General features: G+C 64.4%; 13 protein-coding genes. 6 read left to right on the top strand and 7 right to left on the bottom strand.

The window, feature by feature from the left end:
• The first annotated feature begins 7 nt into the window (after nt 1-7).
• Nucleotides 8-3,166, top strand: a complete 3,159-nt coding sequence (locus IVB36_RS36410; RefSeq protein ID WP_247294998.1) for a multidrug efflux RND transporter permease subunit — start codon at nt 8-10, stop codon at nt 3,164-3,166.
• Here IVB36_RS36410 and IVB36_RS36405 read toward each other — a convergent pair.
• Together IVB36_RS36405 and IVB36_RS36400 are read right to left on the bottom strand one after the other, a co-directional pair.
• Nucleotides 3,163-5,430 (bottom strand): cation:proton antiporter, encoded by a 2,268-nt coding sequence (locus IVB36_RS36405; RefSeq protein WP_247394786.1) that lies wholly within the window; start codon nt 5,428-5,430, stop codon nt 3,163-3,165. The two genes, IVB36_RS36410 and IVB36_RS36405, sit on opposite strands and share 4 nt — an antisense overlap.
• A 432-nt stretch (nt 5,431-5,862) precedes the next feature.
• Entirely contained in the window at nt 5,863-7,035 is a 1,173-nt protein-coding gene (locus IVB36_RS36400) for an MFS transporter (protein WP_018454089.1), read from the bottom strand.
• 59 nt (nt 7,036-7,094) lie between these two features.
• On the opposite strand from IVB36_RS36400, the gene IVB36_RS36395 reads away from it, so the two are divergent.
• Together IVB36_RS36395 and IVB36_RS36390 are read left to right on the top strand one after the other, a co-directional pair.
• On the top strand, nt 7,095-7,946 hold the full coding sequence (locus tag IVB36_RS36395) for a helix-turn-helix transcriptional regulator (protein WP_026232669.1): 852 nt from the start codon (nt 7,095-7,097) through the stop codon (nt 7,944-7,946).
• Between the two features lie 171 nt (nt 7,947-8,117).
• The gene (locus tag IVB36_RS36390; protein ID WP_247394783.1) at nt 8,118-9,470 is read left to right on the top strand and encodes a malonyl-CoA decarboxylase; all 1,353 of its coding nucleotides are present in this window, start codon (nt 8,118-8,120) and stop codon (nt 9,468-9,470) included.
• Between the two features lie 189 nt (nt 9,471-9,659).
• On the opposite strand, the gene tarD is transcribed toward IVB36_RS36390, so the two are convergent.
• From tarD to IVB36_RS36365, 5 genes are all read right to left on the bottom strand, one after another.
• A complete protein-coding gene (gene tarD, locus IVB36_RS36385) occupies nt 9,660-10,829 on the bottom strand; it encodes a D(-)-tartrate dehydratase (protein ID WP_085361487.1) in 1,170 nt (389 codons plus the stop codon).
• 144 nt (nt 10,830-10,973) lie between these two features.
• Nucleotides 10,974-11,231, bottom strand: coding sequence for a DUF3297 family protein (locus IVB36_RS36380; protein ID WP_007613756.1), 258 nt, complete (start codon nt 11,229-11,231; stop codon nt 10,974-10,976).
• Nucleotides 11,228-11,704 carry a glutathione peroxidase gene (locus IVB36_RS36375; RefSeq protein WP_018454085.1) on the bottom strand — a complete coding sequence of 159 codons (477 nt, stop codon included), beginning with the start codon at nt 11,702-11,704 and terminating at the stop codon, nt 11,228-11,230. The genes IVB36_RS36380 and IVB36_RS36375 overlap by 4 nt, the downstream gene beginning before the upstream one ends.
• Nucleotides 11,705-11,706: 2 nt before the next feature.
• The gene (locus tag IVB36_RS36370; RefSeq protein WP_247394780.1) at nt 11,707-13,107 is read right to left on the bottom strand and encodes an amidase family protein; all 1,401 of its coding nucleotides are present in this window, start codon (nt 13,105-13,107) and stop codon (nt 11,707-11,709) included.
• Nucleotides 13,108-13,211: 104 nt separating this feature from the next.
• On the bottom strand, nt 13,212-13,469 hold the full coding sequence (locus IVB36_RS36365; protein ID WP_007613759.1) for a hypothetical protein: 258 nt from the start codon (nt 13,467-13,469) through the stop codon (nt 13,212-13,214).
• A gap of 250 nt (nt 13,470-13,719) precedes the next feature.
• On the opposite strand from IVB36_RS36365, the gene pqqA reads away from it, so the two are divergent.
• The 3 genes from pqqA (at nt 13,720) to pqqC (ending at nt 15,636) form a co-directional block, all read left to right on the top strand.
• The gene (gene pqqA / locus IVB36_RS36360; protein WP_007595659.1) at nt 13,720-13,800 is read left to right on the top strand and encodes a pyrroloquinoline quinone precursor peptide PqqA; all 81 of its coding nucleotides are present in this window, start codon (nt 13,720-13,722) and stop codon (nt 13,798-13,800) included.
• A 118-nt stretch (nt 13,801-13,918) separates the two neighbouring features.
• Nucleotides 13,919-14,848: a pyrroloquinoline quinone biosynthesis protein PqqB gene (pqqB, locus tag IVB36_RS36355; protein WP_085361488.1), complete on the top strand. Its 930-nt coding sequence runs from the start codon at nt 13,919-13,921 to the stop codon at nt 14,846-14,848.
• The gene (gene pqqC, locus IVB36_RS36350) at nt 14,845-15,636 is read left to right on the top strand and encodes a pyrroloquinoline-quinone synthase PqqC (protein WP_247295004.1); all 792 of its coding nucleotides are present in this window, start codon (nt 14,845-14,847) and stop codon (nt 15,634-15,636) included. The genes pqqB and pqqC overlap by 4 nt, the downstream gene beginning before the upstream one ends.
• Nucleotides 15,637-15,638 lie beyond the last annotated feature (2 nt).

Genomic DNA, 15,638 nt, shown 5'->3' with positions numbered 1-15,638 from the left:
GCCTGCCATGATCTCAAAGTTCTTCATCGAGCGGCCGGTCCTCTCGAACGTCATCGCGCTGCTGATGATCCTGATCGGCGGCGTCGCGCTGTTCAACCTCGCGATCGCGCAATATCCCGACGTGGTGCCGCCGACAGTGCAGGTCACCACACGCTATCCCGGCGCCAGCGCCAAGACCGTGATCGACACAGTTGCCTTGCCGATCGAACAACAGGTCAACGGCGTCGAGGACATGCTCTACATGCAGTCCTACAGCGGCTCCGACGGCACCTATACGCTGACCGTGACCTTCAAGATCGGCACCGACCTGAACTTCGCGCAAGTGCTGGTGCAGAACCGCGTCTCCAGCGCGCTGTCGCAATTGCCCCAGTCGGTGCAGAACCAGGGCGTCACCGTACAGAAGCGGTCGACGTCGATCCTGCTGTTCGTGACGCTGACCTCGCCCGACAAGACGTTCGACAGCCTTTATTTGAGCAACTACGCCACCATCAACCTCCGCGACGAACTCTCGCGCCTGCCCGGCGTCGGCAACGTCACCGTGTTCGGCGCCGGCCAGTATTCGATGCGGGTGTGGCTCGATCCGAACAAGCTGCAGGTCCGGGGCCTGGTGCCGCAGGACGTCATCCAGGCGATCCAGCAGCAGAGCCAGCAGGTCTCCGCCGGCCAGGTCGGCGCACCGCCGACGCCGCCGGGTCAGGCGTTCCAGTACACCCTCAACGTCAACGGCAGGCTCGACGATACCACCGAGTTCGAGAACATCATTGTCAAATCAGGCACCAGCGGCGACGTCACGCGGGTGCGCGACGTCGGCTGGGTCGAATTGGGCGCGCAGACCTACAGCCAGATCTTCTCGCTCAACAAGCAGCCTGCCACCGGCATCGGCGTGTTCCAGTCACCCGGCGCCAACGCACTCCAGGTCGAGCAGGCTGTCGAGAAGAAGATGGCGCAGCTCGCCAAGGCCTTCCCGCAGGGCATGAAGTACGACACGCCGTTCGACACCACCAAATTCGTGCAGGCCTCGGTGCACGAGGTCTACATGACGCTGATCGAGGCCGGCCTGCTGGTGCTGGTCGTGATCCTGGTGTTCCTGCAGGACTGGCGCGCGATGCTGGTGCCGGCGACCACTGTGCCGGTGACCATCATCGGCGCCTTCGCCGCCATGGCCGCGCTCGGCTTCACCATCAACATGTCGACGCTGTTCGCGATCGTGCTAGCGATCGGCATCGTCGTCGACGATGCCATCGTCGTGGTGGAAGGCGCGGCCCACAACATCGAGCAGGGCATGAACGGCCATGACGCCGCGATCAAGGCGATGGACCAGCTGTTCGCGCCGATCGTCGGCATCACGCTGGTGTTGATCTCGGTGTTTTTGCCAGCGTCGTTCCTCGCCGGGCTCACCGGCCGCATCTATTCGCAATTTGCGCTGGTGATCGCGGCGACCGCGCTTCTGTCCGCCATCAACGCGGCGACGCTGAAGCCGACGCAATGCGCTCTCTGGCTGCGGCCGACGGTGCCGCCGGAGCAGCGCAACTTCTTCTATCGCGGCTTCAACGCGGTCTACAACCGCGTCGAGCGCGGCTACATCCGACTGATCGGCGTGCTGTGCAGGAACAGCACGATCTCGGTCGCGATCGCGCTGGTGCTGATCGGGATCGGCGGCTACGGGCTGTCCCGGGTACCGACCGGCTTCCTGCCGATCGAGGACCAGGGCTACCTGATCGCCGCCGTGCAACTGCCTGACGGTGCCGCGCTGGAACGGACCCAGAAGGTGCTCGACAGAGCGAGCGAGCTGATCAAGGACACGCCCGGAGTCCAGCAAGTCATCACCATCGCCGGCATCTCCGCGCTGGACAACAGCGCCAGCCTTGCCAATGCCGGCGTCGCCTACATTATCCTGAAAGATTGGGACGCGCGCAAAGGACCGGGCGAGGATCTGCGCTCACTGGTCTACGGGCTGAACGACAAGCTCGCGGCCATCATGGAAGCGCGCACGCTGGTGCTGCCGCCGCCGCCGATCCAGGGCATCGGCAACGCGGCCGGCTTCTCGATGCAGGTCGAGCTGCGCGACGGCAACAGCGATTTCGCCAAGCTCCAGGCCATCACGGGCGCGATGGTCAGCAATGGCCAGAGCCAGAGCGCGCTGCAGCGCGTCCAATCCTCGTTCCGCTCCTCGGTGCCGCAATTCAACGTCGAGATCGACCGCATCAAGACCCAGACGCTGCACGTGACGACGGACCAGGTGTTCGCGGCGCTCTCGACCTATCTCGGCTCGTCCTATGTCAACCAGTTCAACAAGTTCGGCCGCGTGTTCCAGGTCTACACCCAGGCCGATCCCGCCTTCCGCGTCACCGAGCGCGACATCGCCAACATGATGGTGCGCAACTCGAACGGCGACATGATCCCGATCGGCACGGTTGCCACGATCACGCCCGCCACCGGCCCGTCGCTGATCAGCCTCTACAATCTCTATCCATCGTCGACCGTGATCGGCCTGCCGGCGCAGGGCTACTCCTCTGGCCAGTCGCTGAAGCTGATGGAGGAGATCGCGGACAAGACGCTGCCGCCGGGCACCGGCTTCGAATGGACCGCGATGTCCTATCAGGAGAAGGCCGTCTCCAACCAGATCTACTGGGTGTTCGGGCTCGCCATGCTGCTGGTCTATCTCGTGCTCGCCGGCCAGTACGAGAGCTGGTACGCGCCGATCTCGGTAATCCTGGCGGTGCCGCTGTCGTTGCTCGGCCCCATGCTGATCCTCAACGCACTGAAGATCGACAACAACCTCTATTGCCAGATCGGCCTGATCCTGCTGATCGCGCTGTCGGCCAAGAACGCCATCCTGATCGTCGAGGTCGGGCTCGAGCTGCACGGCCGCGATGGCAAGCCGGTGCTGGAATCCGCGGTCGAAGCTGCGCGCGCCCGCTTCCGCCCGATCCTGATGACGTCGTTCGCCTTCATCCTCGGCGTGGTGCCGCTGGTGATCGCGACCGGCGCCGGTGCCAGCGCGCGCAAGTCGATCGGCATCACGGTGTTCTCGGGCATGCTGGCCTCGACCTGCCTCGCGGTGCTGTTCGTGCCGGCGTTCTTCGTGGTGGTGCAGCGCTTCGAGAACTGGCGTGCGTCGAAGAAAACGCCGAAGGCGGTGGCAGTGGCCGAAGTGAAATCCTAGGCTTTCTCCGTGGACGTCGGCCGCGCCTCCCCGCTCGAGACCAGGAGCACCGACACCTTCGCTTGCCTGAGCACGGCGTCGGCGACGCCGCCGAAGGAGAGATGATCGGCCTGGATGCGATCGACCCCCATCACCACGAGATCGACGGCGGTGGTCTCGATCTCGCGCAGGATCGCCGCTTCAGGCGCCCGGTTCGCGCGCAAGGTCGTGGTGATGTCGACCTCGTAACGGGCGGCGAGATCGCTGGCGTCCTTCAGGATGCCGGCCTCCTGGTTCAGACCACGCGAGGCGCCGCGCTGCGCGCCCTTGTCGCGCGTCGTCGCGACATAGATCACCCGGAGCGAGCCTGATCCCGCCTGCGCCAGCGCGACCGCGACCTCGGCGCCGCGCTTGGAGACGCCGCTGCCGGAGACCGGAACGAGGATGTTGAGCGCCTCGGGCGTCGGCTGCTTCAGGTGCTTGCCCTTGGCCGCCACGACCGCGAGCGGTCCCTCGAACTTCGCTGCGATGTCCTCGATCCTCCGATCGAAGCGATCCTTGGCGGCAGCAACCTTGTCGACGCCGATGACCAGAAGATCGAAGCCCTTGCGCGCTTCGTCGGCGATGGACTCGCCGAGCTCCGCACGCCTTGCCCGGGTGACGACGTCGACGCTGCCGACATCGCCATCGCCATGGGCCGATACGATCTCGGCGGCCTTCTTCACCACGGTTTCCGCGCTTTCCTCTTCATCGCGGCCCTTCTCCTGATCCTTGGCGCGCTTGCCGATGTGCAGCACGGTGATTGGCAAGCCGCGCATGCCGGCGATCAGGCCGGCGATGTGGGCAGCGAAGGTGGCGTTCACGCTCTCGTCCACGGCGAGCAAGGGGCGTTCGAGATTGCCGACGAAGCCGCGCTTCTCGAATTCTTCCCGCTCCAGGCGCTCTTGCTCGTCCTTGTTCATCGGCAGCTTTGCCAGCGCGGCGCGCAGCATCGGCGGCATCGCCATCGTGGTCACGATCGCCATGGTCACAATCATCGTGAACAGGTTCTGGCTGAGCACGCCGATCGAAAGACCGATGGTGGCGATGATCACCTCGGTCGAGCCGCGCGCGTTCATCCCGCTTGCGAGGGCCAGCGACTCCCTTGTGTTCAGCCCGCCCACGGTTCCGCCGACGAAGGCGCCGCCGAACTTGCCGACGCTGGCGATCACGACCAGCAGGCCGGTGAGCATCAGCAGATGGGGATCGCGCAGCACCGTGAGGTCGGCGCTCAGGCCGGCCAAACCGAAGAACACCGGCATGAAGAAGCTCGAGATCAGCCCGCGCAGCCGCTCGTCGATCTGCCGCGTCAGGATCGGGGACTGCCCGACCAGAATGCCGGCGACGAAGGCACCGAGCACGGTGTGGACGCCGATCAGATGCGTGACCAGCGCCATCGCGCACATCAGCAGCAGGATCACCGTGATGACCGGGGCGGTGCTGACGAGATTGTCGTTGGCCCATCGAATGAGCTGGAACACGATGCGGCGGCCGATGGTGAAGCTAATCGCGAGGAAGGCCAGCGTGCCCAGCACAGCTTTCGCCACCGAGGCGATATCCAGCGCGCCGTGCGAAGCGAGGCTGAAGATGACGGCGATGATGATCCAGCCGATGGTGTCGTCGATGACGGCGGTGGCGACGATGATCTGGCCGACATTGCGGCGCATGAAGTTCATCTCGCGCACAACCACCGCGACGATCTTCACCGAGGAGATTGACAGCGCCGTGCCCATGAACAGCGACGCAACCAGGCGGGCTTGCGGATTCGGCAACAGCGCATCTGGCAGGAATTCGCCGAGCGCAAAACCGCAGGCAAAGGGCACGAGGATGCCGGCAATCGAGATCGCGATCGCGGCCTTGCCGACCTTCCTGACCAGCTTGAGGTCGGTCTCCATGCCGGTCAGCAGCAACAGCAGCAGGATGCCGAACTGCGCGATGCCGTCGATCATCGCTTTCTGCTCGGGCGTTTTGGGGAAGATTGCCTGCTGTGCGTCAGGCCAGACCCAACCGAACAGCGAGGGACCGAGCAGGATGCCGGCGAGCAATTCGCCGATCACCGAGGGCTGGCCGAGGCGCTGCATGATCTCGCCGAGACCGCGGCCGACCGCGATCAACAGCACGATCTGGGCCACCAGCAGGAATTCCGAGGGACCGGCCGATTTGCCGCCCTCGGCGCTGGCCGCAACGGTGGTGAGGACAAGCGCCGCGGGGACAAGGCCGACCGGTCGGAGCAGGCTCCACTGCATGCAGGAATTTTACCCCTTCATCTGCCCCGGCGAGGTGCCGGGATGACGGGGATAGAACCCGCGGCAGGCAACAGGAGTTCCTTGACTTCGCGGCGGGTAAGGGGCCTCAACAAAAAAACGCGAAAACAACCCCATGCACAGTAGAGATGAGGTTGAAAAGACTGGAGAAAATTTCGTCTTTGCCGAAATCTAATTTCGCTTTGCCGAAAATGCTTGCCCCGTCGGGCAAAACACTGGCATGATGGCATCATCGGCAGACTACGCGAGCCGCCGCCACTCCCACGTCATTGCGGGCGCGGCGACTTGACAGCCGAACCTTTAGCGAAGGCGGAAGCAATCCAGAATCCGTCCGCCGAAAGATTCTGGATTGCTTCGTCGCTACGCTCCTCGCAATGACGGGATTGAAACGGGCGCGCGCCTCACGCCGATCCCTCACACCGCCTGCGGTGTCCTGATCTCGCGCGGGAGAATGATCGCGGCTGCGATCGCGAGCAGGCAGAGTGCGGCGAAGGCATGCAGCATGGTGACGAAGCCGCCCTGCTCGTAGAGCCAGGCGACCAGGCCGACCGAGGCGCCGGCCGCGGTGAAGCCGATGAAATAGCGCACGGCATAGGCGCGCGAGCGCCATTCCTCGCTGGTGTATTTGCCGACCATGGCGTCGTTGACCGTGACCTGTCCGAACGCGCCCATGACGATGCCGATCGAGACCAGGATCAGCGGCAGATTGGACAGGCTCGCGGCGAGATACAGGAACGGCGCCAGCATGAAGGACAGCGGCAGCGCCACTGTCTTCAGCGAATAGCGGTCGAGCAGCCGGCCGATCGTATACTGCGTCATCGCGCCGAACACGTAGACGCAGGCCGCGATGACGCCGAGCAGCGCCGGGCTTTTGGTGAGATCGGCAAGCCGCTCCGCGAACAGCTTTGGCAGCGCCACGGTGACGGCGTTGAACGTCGTGGAGATCGCGATCACCACGATCAGCAGCGACAGGATCACGCGCCACATGTCCTGCTTGGCGACCCGCGCCTGCGCTGCCGCCTGCTTCGAGCCCTTGCGGTCCTCGTGAACGACCATCGTCGCGAACGCGATGCCGATCAGGATGGTGACGATGCCGGGGACGATGAAGGCGAAGCGCCAGCCGAGATACTGGCCGATCACGCCGGTGACCAGCGCCGACGAAGCGACGCCGAGATTGCCCCAGACGCCGTTGATGCCCATCTCGCGGCCGAGCCTGTCAGCGTAGGAGACGATCATGGCAGTGCCGACGGGATGATAGATCGAGGCAAAAATGCCGATCGCGAACAGCGCCGCGCCGAGTTGGGCCGGGGTCTGCACGAAGCCAACCGAGATCATGGAGGCGCCGATGCCGACGAAGAAGATCAGCATCATGTGGCGACGGCTCCAGCGGTCGCCGAGCCAGCCGGTGAGCAGCGAGCCCGCGCCGAAGGCGACGAAGCCCGGCGTCGCGTAAGGCAGGAGTTCCGAATAGGCCATGCCGAGCGCCGGTCCCATGATGATCACCGCGGCGGCGAAAATCAGCATCGCGTAATGGTCGATGAAATGGCCCGCGTTGACGAAACTGATCACCCGGCTGGGGCTGTTCATGGGAATCCTCTCCTGCTCCGAAATGAGTTATATGTCTTGGGCATGACGGGATGCTGCCAATGACTGTCGTCGAGACGCCAATCCTCCGGGCGGTCCGGAGCAATCATCGCTCGCCCGCGGGCGTGCATCTGGTCGCACGCGACTATCCCAAGGGCATGCGGATCGATCCGCATATGCACCGCGAGGCACAGCTGATCTATGCCGCCAGGGGCACCATGCAGGTGACGACGCCCGGAGGGCGCTGGCTGGTGCCGCCGGACCGCGCGGTCTGGGTCCCCGCCGGGCTCCAGCACGCCATCGATCTGCTCGCCGACATCGAGATGCGGACGCTGTATTTCGACTTGGCCTGGCTGAAGCGCGCGCAGCGCCATGAGGGACTGACCAAGGAATTCGTGGTGCGGGTGTCGCCGCTGCTGAACCAGGCGATCCTCGCGCTGTTCGACGCGCAAAATACCGAGGAGCGGACCGATCTGCTGGTTCGGCTAGTGATGCTGGAACTGGTCCGGGCCGAGGATTCCGCGACCTTCGTGCCGCTGCCACACGAGCCGCGCTGCCGGCGCGCGGCCATGATCGTGCTCGACGATCCCACCGGCCTGCACGACATCGACGCGCTGGCGCGCGAGGTCGGAACCTCCGCGCGCACACTGTCGCGGCTGTTTTCGACAGAGACGCAGCTGAGCTTCAAGAGCTGGTGCCAGCGTGCGAGGATTGCGGCGGCGATCCAGCGGCTGTCCACCGATGCCAATGTGTCCGTGAAGCAGCTCGCGACCCAGCTCGGCTATGCCAGCGTACCGGCGTTTTCGGCCGCGTTCCGTCAGGTGACGGGACGGACGCCGACGGAGTTTGCCACACACTCGGTGTCATCGCCCGGCTTGACCGGGCGATCCAGTACTCCGAGACGGCGCGGCTAGAAGCGAAAAGCTGCGGCGTACTGGATGCCCCGGTCAAGCCGGGGCATGACAACTCACTTGGGGCGCATAGCCCCGCTAAACTTGCCAAAATCCCCCGCTTGATTGTGATCGGATTCCGCCCAAATCCCGTGTAAGATTCCCGCACCGCACAAACCCGACACGAAAGCCCCGATGGCCAACGCCTTCTTCTCCGACTTACTTACTACCATCTCCGAGCGCGGCCGCACGCTGCTTCGCCGCGGGGATTCTGCCGACACCAAGCCGGACGCCGATGGGCTGATCGAGCTCTGTGGCGCGCTGCTGTCGGGCCGGGGTGAAGCTTCCGGCACCGCCATGGCGCGTGAGGTGCTCGACATCTACCAGGACCTGGATGCGGCGGGACGTCGCGCCTTTTTCGAAGCCCTGGTGCGCGATTTCGGCCCGGATCGGGAACGCCTGTCCAAGGCGATCGAGACATGGCGCGCCAAGCCGGCCGACGAGGATGCCAGCGCCCTGCACTTCGCCTCCGAGCCGCGCCGGCAGGAGCTGATCCGCCGCCTCAACCGCGCACCCGGCGGCACCGGCGATCTCGTCAAGATGCGCGCCGACCTGCTCGACATGATGGACAGGCACGCCGATCTCGCCGCACTCGATCGCGACGTTTCGCATCTTCTCTCGTCATGGTTCAACAGGGGGTTTCTCGTGCTGCGCAGGATCGACTGGTCGACCCCGGCCAACATCCTCGAAAAGATCATCCGTTATGAGGCCGTGCACGAGATCAGCGACTGGGACGATCTGCGCCGCCGCATCGATCCGGTCGACCGCCGCTGCTACGCCTTCTTCCATCCCGCGATGGTGGACGAGCCCCTGATCTTCGTCGAGGTCGCGTTGACCGAGACGATCCCCGGCGCGATCGCGCCGCTGCTCGCGGTCGATCGCCCATCCGTCCCGATCGAGCGCGCCCGTACCGCCGTGTTCTACTCGATCTCCAACACCCAGCGCGGTCTGGGCGGCATCTCCTTCGGCAGCTTCCTGATCAAGCAGGTGGTGGAGGAGCTGCGCCGCGAATTGCCCAAGCTCGACAATTTCGTGACGCTGTCGCCGGTGCCGGGCTTCATGCCATGGGTGAAGCAGGACAAGGATTTGCCGCTGTCGGACGAGGACCGCGAGATCCTGAAGCGCCTCGACGATCCCAAATGGTTCGAGAACCCCGAGACAACGACACTGCTACGTGGCGTGATCGAACCGCTCGCGGCGCACTATTTCCTGAAGGCGCGCACACCCAAAGGCAAGCTGATCGACTCCGTCGCGCGCTTCCATCTCGGCAATGGCGCCCGCCTCGAGCGCATCAATTGGTTAGGCGATCTCTCGCCGAAGGGCGTGCGCGAGTCCGCCGGCGTGATGGTCAACTACCTCTACCGCCTCGACGACATCGAGAAGAACCACGAAGCCTACGCCAATGACGGCGAAGTCGTGGCCTCGAGCGCGGTGAAGAAGCTCTTGAAGGGCGAAGGGCGGCGGCTGTTGGATATGCGACTGTCGTAAGGGACGACCTCGGCTGATTGCGTTGGTTCGTCCACAATCTCGGTGTCATCGCCCGGCTTGACCGGGCGATCCAGTATTCCAGAGGCCTCCGTTGAAGCGCTCGCTCTCGCCACATTCGCCACGGCGTACTGGATGCCCCGGTCAAGCCGGGGCATGACAGCGGAAAGCATGGCGTGGCCGTCGCGCCCCCTACTCCGCCAGCGCCTTCATCTCCTTGTAGAGATCCGACTTGCCTTCGAAGCCGATGCCTGACAGCTCCGGCATGGTGATGTGGCCGTTCTCGACGCGGACGCCGTCGGGGAAGCCACCATAGGGCTGGAACAGGTCGGGGTAGCTCTCGTTGCCGCCAAGGCCTAAGCCGGCTGCGATGTTGAGCGACATCTGGTGGCCGCCGTGGGGGATGCAGCGGCTCGGCGACCAGCCATGAGTTTTCAGCACCTCCAGCGTGCGCTGGTATTCGCACAGGCCGTAGGACAGCGCGCAATCGAATTGCAGCCAGTCGCGGTCGGGGCGCATGCCGCCGTAGCGAATCAAATTGCGGGCATCCTGGTGGCTGAACAGGTTTTCGCCTGTTGCCATCGGGCCCGGATAGAATTCGGCGAGGGCTGCCTGCAGCGCGTAATCCAGGGGATCGCCGACTTCTTCGTACCAGAACAAGGGATAATCCCGCAGCATCTTGGCATAGGCGATGCCGGTCTCGAGATCGAAGCGGCCGTTGGCGTCGACGGCGAGCTGCGCGTCCTTGCCGATTTCCTTCAGCACCGCTTCGATGCGGGTGCGGTCGTCCTCGATATCAGCACCGCCGATCTTCATCTTCACGACGTTGTAGCCGCGATCGAGATAGCCTCGCATCTCGCCGCGCAGCATCGAGAGGTCCTTGCCGGGATAGTAGTAGCCGCCGGCAGCGTAGACGAACACGCGCGGATTGGCTTTGACGCCGTGACGCTCAGCCAGCAGGCGAAACAGCGGCTGGCCCGCAATCTTCGCGACCGCATCCCACACCGCCATGTCGATGGTGCCGACCGCGACCGAGCGCTCGCCGTGACCGCCCGGCTTCTCGTTGGTCATCATCGCGGCCCAGACCTTGTCGGGGTCGAGATTGTCGCCGGCCGCGTTCAGCAGCGATTTCGGATCGGCCTCCAGGATGCGCGAGGCAAAACGCTCGCGGATCAGGCCGCCCTGCCCGTAGCGGCCGTTGGAGTTGAAGCCGTAGCCGACGACGCGCTTGCCGTCGCGAACGACGTCGGTGACGACGGCCACGAGGCTCGTCGTCATCTTGGTGAAATCGATATAGGCGTTGCGGATCGGCGAAGAGATCGGCTTCGTGATCTCGCGGACGTCGACGATGCGGACGGACATGGGGTTTGGCTTTCTGCGGGCTCCCTCCTCTCGTCATGGCCGGGCTTGTCCCGGCCATCCACGTCTTAGCCGCTCGAAGAACGTGGATGCCCGGGACAAGCCCGGGCATGACGGCGTGCCCCAAGCACGCTTCGCATTCCAAAACTACTTCTTATCCCTGAAATACGGCTCGACCGGGCCGTGCACCTTGATGGTCAGCGGGTTGCCGTGGCGGTCCTTGGCGTTGCCTGCGGTGACGCGGACCCAGCCTTCGCTGATGCAGTATTCCTCGACATTGGTCTTCTCGACACCCTTGAAGCGGATGCCGACGTCGCGCGCCAGGATGTCCGCATTGTAAAAGGGGCTGTTCGGATCGACCGAGAGGCGGTCCGGAAATTCGTCGCTCATGATTGTCTCGCTCATAACAGGGTCTCGATTTGCTGCCGCAATCCTTCGGGCCGCGCGGTCGGCGCATAGCGCGAAACCACCTTGCCGGCGCGGTCCACCAGGAATTTCGTGAAATTCCATTTGATGGAGGCGCCCAGCAGGCCGGATTGCTGGCGTTTCAGGTACTCATACAACGGATGGGCATTGCTGCCGTTGACGTCGATCTTCTCGAACAGGGGAAAGGTGACGTCGTAATTGGTCGAGCAGAACGCCTGGATCTCGCTCGCCTGCCCTGGCTCCTGCGCACCGAACTGGTTGCAGGGAAAGCCGAGCACCGAGAAGCCGCGCGGGGACAGGTCGCGATGCAGATCCTCCAGCCCGCGATATTGCGGCGTGAAGCCGCATTTGCTCGCGGTGTTGACGATCAGCAGCACCTGCCCCTCGAAGCTGCGCATCGGCACTTCTTCGCCGAGAAGCGAGTTGGCCTTGAAGTCGTAGATCGCGGACATCGCTAACCTACGGGATCGATCGGCGACGGCGGCACGCCGCCCGCCTCGATCGCCTCGCCTGCGAGCAGGCAGAGATCCTCGCGATAGCGGCCCGACACGATGTGCACGCCGACCGGCGCCTTGCGGACGAGGCCCGTGGAGACCACGAGGCCCGGCAGGCCCATGAAGGGAATGGCGATCTGCGGCAACTGCGCTTCCCAGACGCGTTTGAAGGAAGAGTCGTCCTTGCGGTCGAGATGATCGGGGAACGGCAGTTCGCCGGAGACCGGCGTCAGCAGCACGGCATAGGTCTCGAAGAACAGCATCCAGTCGCGGGTCAGCGTGGCGCGGCGGGTCAATGCCTTGGCGTAATTGGCCTGGTCCATCGGCGTGACCCTGGCACGGTTGCCACGCAGGCACGCCAGCGCGCCGGGATCGCCTTCACGCTCGGCCATCTCGAGCTGCGCCTCATAGCCGTCGCCGAGCCAGAGCTTGATCTGCCACTCGACCGCTTCGCGCATCGGCGGGGTGTTCTCGATTGTCTCGACGGTCCAGCCGGCCCGTTCGAGCCGCTTGCCGGCGTCGATGACGGCGGCCTTCACCTCGGGCGCGCTGGCCAGGCCGTCCGGGTCGAGACAGAGCGCGGCGCGCTTCGGCCGCGCGGGGCCTTCCAGCGGCACCGGCACAAACCAGGGATCGCGGATGTCGCGGGCCGACATGGCCGCGAGCGAAATCCTGATGTCGTTGACGGTGCGCGCCAGCGGCCCCGACACCGCCATGATCTGCGGCCCGATCGGGCGCTCCGGCAGGGCCGGATTGAAGGCCGGGATGCGGCCCAAGGTCGGGCGCAAGCCATGCACGCCGCAGGCATAGGCGGGATAGCGGATCGAGCCGGCAATGTCGGTGCCATGGGCGATATGGCCGATGCCGGCCGCGACCGCCGAGCCCGCGCCGCCGGACGAGCCGCCCGGCGTCAGCGAGGCGTCGCGGGGGTTCTTGGTGTCGCCGTGGACCAGGTTGGTGGTGAACCAGCGATAGGAAAAGGCCGGGCAATTGGTGCGCCCAAGCAGAACGGCGCCGGCTTTGCGGAAATTGGCGACCACCGGATTGTCCTCGCGCGCGATCAGGTCGCGCTGGAGTTTGAGGCCGTTGGTGGTGGCAAAGCCCTCCTGGTCGACATTGGCCTTGATGGTGACGGGCACTCCGGCCAGCACGCCGGGGTCCTCGCCCCTGGCGATGGCGGCATCGACGGCGTCGGCCTGCTTGAGCACGTCCTCGGGCCGGTGGTCGATCACGGCGTTGAGGCTCGGATTGACCGCGTCGAGCCGGCCGAGGCCGGCCTGCGCGGCCTCCCTGGCGGAGACCTTTTTGGTTTTGACGAGATCGGCGAGGTCGGCCGCCGACAGGCGCCAGAGATCTTGCATGACTTGCTCCGTGTAACCGGCGTCTTTTAGCCCCGGGAACGCGGCAAAGCCATGCGGATTTCGCAGGGATTCCTCCGCCATTGCGACGGTGGCGAGAGCAAGCCTTAATGCCGGGTGGCGGACTGGTCCGGAATGTCCAGGAGTGCCTCGGTGAAGGGGAATTCGAGCACGATCTCGCCTTCCCGGTCGGTGACCTCGATGACGGCCTCAAGCAGGGCCGGCTGGGTGCCTTCCGATCTCAGCACCTCCAGAATCATCTGGCGGGCAACCTCCCAGGCGCGATCGGGATTGCGCAAATCCTCTCCCTCAGGATCCACGATCAGTTCGTCGCCGATACGGGTGTTGAAGAAATATCTGGGCATCACGAAGTTCCAGTTGGGTCGCCTGTACCGGATTGAAAGCTGCACTGCACTCACAACCGCTTTATCAGGAGAGGGTTCGCGACCGAATGCGCCGGGCGCAAGGCAGCATCACCAGCAAGTATCGTTCCGGCAGCATTTTTTGCGCCGCAACATGGCTTTCTCGGGAAAATTTCACTGGCGAACTTTTCCACCCGCACTAACTTAAGGATTGGGCGGATACGTCCGAATTCTCGAAAATGGAGAGCCGAAAATGGCCTGGAAAGCCCCGAAGATCGTCGAAGTGCCCTGTGGCATGGAAATCAACATGTATGTGAGCGCCACCCGCAAGTAAGCGGTTGGTGAGTTCGCGTTCTGCGCAGGTGGATCTTTCGGTCACGATGCATGTCCGGAAGACAGGATTTGTGTTTGCGTGAGGTCCACCTCGCGACATTGCCTCCAGGAGACGGATCATGCTTCGCGTCGTCGTCCTGGGCGCCGCAGCCGGCGGCGGAGTGCCGCAATGGAATTGCGGCTGCGAGGGCTGCCGGACGGCCCGTGATAACGGCCAAGAGCTGCAACGGACCCAAGCCTCGGTCGCCTTCAGCGGCGACGGCGAGCACTGGTTCTTGATCAACGCCTCCCCCGACCTCCGCCAGCAATTGAATGCGACGCCACAGCTGCATCCGAAGGCAGGCGCGCTGCGCCATACGCCGATCGCAGGCGTGATCCTGACCAACAGCGAGGTGGACGCAGTGGCCGGCCTGCTGTCGATGCGCGAGGGTTCGCCCTTCACGGTCTATGCGCACGAGAAGGTGCTGGCGATCCTGAAGGCGAACAGCATCTTCAATGTGCTGAACGAGAAAAACGTGCAGCGCCTGCCGGTCGACATCAATGAGCCGTTCGAGCCGCGGCTGCCGGACGGGGCGCGCTCAGGACTTGAGGTGCTGCCCTTCGCGGTCTCGGGCAAATCGGCCTGGTACCTGGAAGGCAAGACGCATCCGGGCGGCGACAGCGGCGAAGGCGATACGCTGGGGCTGAAGATCACCGACAAAGCAACCGGCAAATGCTTCTACTTCATCGCCGCCTGCGCCGAGGTCACCGACGCGCTCAAGGCCGAGATCGACGGCGCTGCGCTGGTGTTCTTCGACGGCACGGTGTGGCAGGACGACGAGATGATCAAGGCCGGGCTTAGCCACAAGACCGGCAAAAGCATGGGCCACGTCGCGATGTCCGGCGACCACGGCGCCATCGCGCGGCTCGCCGACCTCACACTCGACAGGAAGATATTTCTGCATATCAATAATTCGAATCCGGCGCTGCTGCCCGCTTCCCCGGAGCGCAAGGCCGCTGAAGCGGCGGGCTGGCAGATACCCGCGGACGGAACGGAGATCGTGCTGTGAATGCCGCGTCACTGACTGGAATGACCGCGCTCTCGATCGGCAAGGACATCAGGCTCACTAGCGCCGAGGAGCTGGAGGCGGCGCTGCGTCACATCGGTGCGACGCGCTATCACAGCCTGCATCCGTTCCATAGACTGCTGCATGGCGGCAAGCTCAACAAGGGCCAGGTGCAGGCCTGGGCGCTGAACCGCTACTATTACCAGAGCACCATCCCGATCAAGGACGCGGTGGTGATCTCGCGCTTCCGCGACCGCGCCACGCGGCTGGAATGGCGCCACCGCATCGAGGATCATGACGGCGACATCGGCTCCGAAGGCGGTATCGAGCGCTGGCTGAAGCTGACCGAAGGCCTCGGGTTGGACACAGCTTACGTGGAATCGACCGAAGGCATCCTGCCGGCGACGCGCTTTGCGGTGGAAGCCTATGTGCACTATTGCCGCGAGAAGTCGCCGCTGGAGGCGATCGCGTCCTCGCTCACCGAATTGTTCGCGCCGAACCTGCACGAAGAGCGCATCTCCGGGATGCTGGAGCACTACGACTTCGTCAATCCTGATATCATGAGCTACTTCAACCGCCGGTTGGCGCAGGCGCCGCGCGACGCCGGGTTTGCGCTCGACTATGTCAAGGCGCATGCCACCACGCCCGAGCAACGCGCGTCCGTCTGCAATGCGCTGATCTTCAAGACCAACGTGCTATGGGTGCAGCTCGACGCACTCCAGCACGCCTATGTCGAGGGCCACATTCCGCCGGGCGCGTTCGTGCCCCAAGAACACCAAAAGGCGAGCTAAGG

The sequence above is a fragment of the Bradyrhizobium sp. 35 genome, assembly GCF_023073215.1.
Classification (GTDB): domain Bacteria; phylum Pseudomonadota; class Alphaproteobacteria; order Rhizobiales; family Xanthobacteraceae; genus Bradyrhizobium; species Bradyrhizobium canariense_D.
This window is presented reverse-complemented; position numbering and strand designations above follow the sequence as displayed.

Excerpts from the sequence above, each read along its gene's own strand:
- IVB36_RS36410 (WP_247294998.1), top strand. The coding sequence starts at position 8 with ATGATCTCAAAGTTCTTCATCGAGCGGCCGGTCCTCTCGAACGTCATC.
- IVB36_RS36405 (WP_247394786.1), bottom strand. The coding sequence starts at position 5,430 with ATGCAGTGGAGCCTGCTCCGACCGGTCGGCCTTGTCCCCGCGGCGCTT.
- IVB36_RS36400 (WP_018454089.1), bottom strand. The coding sequence starts at position 7,035 with ATGAACAGCCCCAGCCGGGTGATCAGTTTCGTCAACGCGGGCCATTTC.
- IVB36_RS36395 (WP_026232669.1), top strand. The coding sequence starts at position 7,095 with ATGACTGTCGTCGAGACGCCAATCCTCCGGGCGGTCCGGAGCAATCAT.
- IVB36_RS36390 (WP_247394783.1), top strand. The coding sequence starts at position 8,118 with ATGGCCAACGCCTTCTTCTCCGACTTACTTACTACCATCTCCGAGCGC.
- tarD (WP_085361487.1), bottom strand. The coding sequence starts at position 10,829 with ATGTCCGTCCGCATCGTCGACGTCCGCGAGATCACGAAGCCGATCTCT.
- IVB36_RS36380 (WP_007613756.1), bottom strand. The coding sequence starts at position 11,231 with ATGAGCGAGACAATCATGAGCGACGAATTTCCGGACCGCCTCTCGGTC.
- IVB36_RS36375 (WP_018454085.1), bottom strand. The coding sequence starts at position 11,704 with ATGTCCGCGATCTACGACTTCAAGGCCAACTCGCTTCTCGGCGAAGAA.
- IVB36_RS36370 (WP_247394780.1), bottom strand. The coding sequence starts at position 13,107 with ATGCAAGATCTCTGGCGCCTGTCGGCGGCCGACCTCGCCGATCTCGTC.
- IVB36_RS36365 (WP_007613759.1), bottom strand. The coding sequence starts at position 13,469 with ATGCCCAGATATTTCTTCAACACCCGTATCGGCGACGAACTGATCGTG.
- pqqA (WP_007595659.1), top strand. The coding sequence starts at position 13,720 with ATGGCCTGGAAAGCCCCGAAGATCGTCGAAGTGCCCTGTGGCATGGAA.
- pqqB (WP_085361488.1), top strand. The coding sequence starts at position 13,919 with ATGCTTCGCGTCGTCGTCCTGGGCGCCGCAGCCGGCGGCGGAGTGCCG.